This is a genomic window from Bradyrhizobium sp. AUGA SZCCT0158 (assembly GCF_018130065.1).
In the GTDB taxonomy this organism is placed as follows: Bacteria; Pseudomonadota; Alphaproteobacteria; order Rhizobiales; family Xanthobacteraceae; genus Bradyrhizobium.
Genome location: NZ_JAFCME010000058.1, coordinates 1 through 4,874 on the forward strand (window position 1 = coordinate 1; position 4,874 = coordinate 4,874).

Consider the following 4,874-nt stretch of genomic DNA (forward strand, 5'->3'; position numbering starts at 1 on the left):
TCACCATGAAGCACGGCCTCGAATACTTCCACGCCGCCGCCGCAGGATGGAGCCTCAGACATGTGTGCATGCCCTAGCGCGCAGGCGGGGACCCACGCCGCGGCCGAAGTAACTAAGGGAAGGCGTCCAACGCTTTGCCCGAACGAGAGGCCACGGCGTATGGGTCCCCCGATGCGCAATTGCGCATTTGAGATCGCGTTCGCTTGTGCTCACTTGTCCGGGACGACGTGGGGTGAGAGCGAGTCGAATTCGCTACGACTTGAAAAAACTGTTCGCCGCATCCTTGGACGCGCGCTTCTTGGCCATTGCCGCCTGCAGCCGTTCGATCTCGGAATTCATCAGCGCGATGCGCTCGGTCAATTCCTCGACCGACAGCAGCGACAGATCCTGCCCGATCTCGTGGGTGATTTTCTTCCTTGGCTTGTCGTCATCCTCGATGGCCATGCGTTTCCTCCGTGCTTGACGACCCCTTGAGGCGGTTGCCAGCCGCATGACGGCTGGCTAATCAGGGGCCGCCTTCAAAATTCCCGTATTTTCGCAAGGACAAATCATGGAAAAGCTGCCCGCGCAAATGACCGTCGTCGGCATCAGCAAGCCCGGCGGCCCCGAGGTGCTGTTGCCGGAAACCCGCAGCGTTCCCGTTCCCGGCCCCGGCGAAATCCTGGTCAAGGTCGCCGCCGCCGGCGTCAACCGTCCCGACGTCGCGCAGCGCTCCGGCGCCTACCCGCCGCCGCCCGGCGCCAGCGACCTGCCCGGCCTCGAAATCGCGGGCGAAGTGGTTGCGCTCGGCGCCGGTGCGAGCAAGCACAAGCTCGGCGACAAGGTGATGTCGCTGGTGGCCGGCGGCGGCTACGCGCAATATTGCATCGCGCAAGACGCGCAGGCGATGAGCGTGCCGCCTGTCCTGTCGATGCAGGAAGCGGGTGCCATTCCGGAAACGCTGATGACGGTCTGGCACAATGTGTTCGAGCGCGGCGCGCTGAAGCCCGGCGAAACGCTGTTGATCCACGGCGGCTCGTCCGGCATCGGCACCATGGCGATCCAGCTCGCCAAGGCCTTTGGTTCCAAGGTGATCGTCACCGTCGGCGGCAAGGACAAGGTCGATGCGTGCCTGAAACTCGGCGCCGACCGCGCCATCAACTACAAGACCGAGGACTTCGTCGCCGAGGTCAAGACCGCGACCGATGGCGCGGGCGCCAACGTCATCCTCGACATGGTGGCCGGCGACTACGTCGATCGAAACTATGATGCCGCCGCCGTCGATGGCCGTATCGTGCAGATCGCAACACTCAACGGGCCCAAGGTGACCGTCAACATCGCAAAGGTCATGGTGAAGCGGCTGACCCACACCGGCTCCACCCTGCGCCCCCGTACTAATGCGGATAAGGCGGCGATGGTCGCGGCGATCGAGGCCAAAGTGATGCCCTTGATGCGCGAAGGACGGGTAAAGCCGCTGATGGACAGCGCATTCCCGCTGGAAAAGGCTGCGGACGCGCACCGGCGGATGGAGACCAGCGCACATATTGGCAAAATTGTGTTGGAGGTTTAACGCTCCGGACCGAAGCGAAGGCGGAAACCCTTTGATTTCCTTCGCTTTCATGTCATTTATCGCGGCAACGTTTGGGCTGTTCGCTGGCCCGGGAACATCGTTGATCGCGGAGTACTTACATTGCGTCTGATCAGGTGCCTTGCGCGGCTCGCGCTGGGCCTCATGATTGTTGCGTATGCGCTGCCGGCGCACGCCATCGACGCTGTCAGCGTCCGCAGCGACGCGCCTGCGATCGACCTTACCGCGGTGCTCGATCATCAGCGCAGCGATGCCGACCGCATCCAGGTTTCGACCGCGCCCGGCACCGACGGCATCGTCCGCCGCATCGAGGTGCGCGCCCGTGAAGGCGGCCAGAACTGGGTGGTGTTCGCGCTCGCCAACAACACCGACGACCAGCTCGACCGCCTGATCGTTGCCCCGCATTACCGCATCGTGTCGTCGGGCCTGTTGTGGCCCGATCTCGGGCTGTCGCGCATCGCCACCATCACGCCCTCGACCGGCGACCGGCCCGAGCGCCAGGAAAGCGCCACCGCCGACATCTTCCGCATCACGCTCGATCCCGGCGCCGTCGTCACCTTCGTTGCGGAACTGCGCACCGACAAGCTGCCGCAGCTCTATCTGTGGGAACCCGACGCCTACAAGGACAAGGTCAACTCGTTCACGCTCTATCAGGGCATCGTGATCGGGATCTCCGGCCTTCTGGCCCTCGTGCTCACCATCCTGTTCGTGGTCAAGGGCAGCATCATGTTCCCGGCCGCCGCCGCGCTGGCCTGGGCGGTGCTGGTCTATATCGGCGTGGATTTCGGCTTCTGGGGCAAGGTTCTGGACATGCAGAACAACGCCGAGCGCGTCTGGCGCGCGGCGGGCGAAGCCATTCTGGCGGCGACGCTGCTGGTGTTCCTGTTCGCCTATCTCAATCTCAGCCGCTGGCATGTGCGCTATTCCCACATCACCGTCGGCTGGCTCACCTTCCTCGGATCCTTGGTGGCGCTGGCGCTGTTCGATCCCGCGGTGGCTTCCGGCATCGCGCGCATGTCGCTGGTGATGATCGCCTTCGCCGGTTTTGCGCTGATCGTCTATCTCTCCACGCACGGTTTTGACCGCGCGGTGCTGTTGATCCCGACCTGGTTCCTGCTGGTGGTCTGGGTGGTCGCGGCCGGCATGGCGGTGGCCGGAAACGTCACCAACGACATCGTCGGCCCGGCGCTGCTGGGCGGCCTCGTGCTGATCGTGATGCTGATCGGATTTACGGTCATGCAGCACGCCTTCGCCGGCGGCGGCGCCACGACCGGCGTGGTCTCCGACGTCGAACGCCGCGCGCTGGCCCTGACCGGTTCCGGCGATCTGATCTGGGACTGGGACGTCTCCGCCGACAAGGTGTTCACCAGCCCCGAGACCGAAAGCCTGCTCGGCCTCAAGCGCGGCACGCTGGAAGGCCCGGCGGCCAAATGGCTCGAGGTGCTGCATCCGCTCGATCAGGACCGTTTCCGCGCCGCGCTCGACAGCGTGCTCGACCAGCGCCGCGGGCGGCTGGTGCAGGATTTCCGGCTTCGTACCCCGGACGGCCACTTCATGTGGTTCGCGCTGAAAGCACGCCCGGTGGTCGGCTCCGACGGCGAGGTTTCCCGCGTCGTCGGCACGCTGACCGACGTCACCGAGCAGAAGAACGCCGAGGAGCGCATGCTGCATGACAGCGTGCATGACAACCTCACCGGCCTGCCGAACCGCAAATTGTTCATCGACCGCCTCGGCGCGGTGGCGAATTTCGCCAAGACCATGCCGAACCTGCGGCCGACGCTGATGGTGATCGACCTCGACCGCTTCAAGCAGGTCAACGATTCCGTCGGCATCGCGGTCGGCGACTCCATCCTGCTGACGCTGGCGCGGCGGCTGACCCGGATTCTCAAGCCGCAGGATACGCTGGCGCGGCTCGCCGGCGACCAGTTCGGCCTGATCCTGATGTCGGAACAGGATTCGGCGCGCATCACCGCGTTTGCCGAGACCATCCGCAAGACCATCCGCGCCCCGATCGCCTTCAACGACCGCGAGATCTTCCTGACCGCGTCGATCGGCCTCGCCTTGAGCGATCCGCAGACGCAGCTGTCCGACGAGATCATCAAGGATGCTGAACTCGCGATGTATCATTCCAAGCGCATCGGCGGCGACCGCATCGACGTCTACAAGCCCGCGATGCGCGCCCGCAAGACCGACCGGCTGACGCTGGAGTCGGAATTGCGCCGCGCCATCGAGCGCCAGGAAATCACGATCCTCTACCAGCCGATCGTGCGGCTGGAGGATCGCTCGATCGCCGGCTTCGAGGCCCTCGCCCGCTGGGATCACCCCAAGCTCGGTCGGATGTCGCCGTCGGAATTCATCTCTATTGCAGAGGAGATCGGCCTGATCGTCGACCTCGGCATGTTCGTGATGGACCAGACCGCAAAGCAGCTCGCGGTGTGGCAGCGCGCGATGCGCTCGCGCGAGCCGATCTTCGCCAGCGTCAACGTCTCCTCGCGTCAGTTGCTGCGCCACGACCTGATCCACGATATCCGCACCGTGCTGTCGCGCTCCTCGGTGGCGCGCGGCACGCTGAAGCTCGAACTGACCGAGTCGCTGGTGATGGAGAACCCGGAACACGCCGCGCAGATGCTGACGCGGATCCGCGAGCTCGGTACCGGATTGTCGCTCGACGATTTCGGCACCGGCCATTCCTCGCTGGCCTATCTGCAGCGCTTCCCGTTCGACACCATCAAGATCGACCAGTCGTTCGTGCGCACCACCAGCCGCGGCACCCGCCCGGTGATCCTGAAATCGATCATCGCACTCGCCCACGACCTCGGCATGGACGTGGTCGCCGAGGGCGCCGAGACCGATTCGGACGCGGTCGAGCTCTACCAATTGGGCTGCGAATACGCGCAAGGCTTTGCCTTCGGGGAGCCAATGGACGCCGACGCCGCGATGCGGCTGCTGACGGAAGAGCGGCTCGAAGCGGCGAGTTGAGCCGTAACGCCGCTGTCGGTTGCGCGAAGGCGGCAATCAGTATGTCCAGACCCGTCCACGTCATTGCGAGCAAAGCGAAGCAATCCATTCTTCTTCGCGCGGCGGCATGGATTGCTTCGCTGCGCTCGCAATGACGGGGACAGTGCGGCCCCATACAACGCTGTCATCCCCGCGCAGGCGGGGATCCAGTACGCTGCGGCTTCTCGGTTCTATCACTACTGTCTCTGGGATACTGGGTCCCCGCCTTCGCGCTAGGGCATGCACACATGTCTGAGGCTCCATCCTGCGGCGGCGGCGTGGAAGTATTCGAGGCCGTGCTTCATGGTGA

3 protein-coding genes are annotated in these 4,874 nt (G+C 64.6%); 2 read left to right on the forward strand and 1 reads right to left on the reverse strand.

The features are described 5' to 3' along the window. Positions 1–252 precede the first annotated feature (252 nt). Positions 253–444 carry a DUF1192 domain-containing protein gene (locus JQ574_RS34675; RefSeq protein ID WP_192736889.1) on the reverse strand — a complete coding sequence of 64 codons (192 nt, stop codon included), beginning with the start codon at positions 442–444 and terminating at the stop codon, positions 253–255. A 106-nt stretch (positions 445–550) separates the two neighbouring features. On the opposite strand from JQ574_RS34675, the gene JQ574_RS34680 reads away from it, so the two are divergent. Together JQ574_RS34680 and JQ574_RS34685 are read left to right on the forward strand one after the other, a co-directional pair. Further along, entirely contained in the window at positions 551–1,549 is a 999-nt protein-coding gene (locus JQ574_RS34680; RefSeq protein ID WP_212215239.1) for an NAD(P)H-quinone oxidoreductase, read from the forward strand. 120 nt (positions 1,550–1,669) lie between these two features. After that, entirely contained in the window at positions 1,670–4,546 is a 2,877-nt protein-coding gene (locus tag JQ574_RS34685; RefSeq protein WP_192736891.1) for an EAL domain-containing protein, read from the forward strand. Positions 4,547–4,874 lie beyond the last annotated feature (328 nt).

Coding starts and splice junctions, on each gene's coding strand:
- JQ574_RS34675 (WP_192736889.1), bottom strand. CDS start 444: ATGGCCATCGAGGATGACGACAAGCCAAGGAAGAAAATCACCCACGAG.
- JQ574_RS34680 (WP_212215239.1), top strand. CDS start 551: ATGGAAAAGCTGCCCGCGCAAATGACCGTCGTCGGCATCAGCAAGCCC.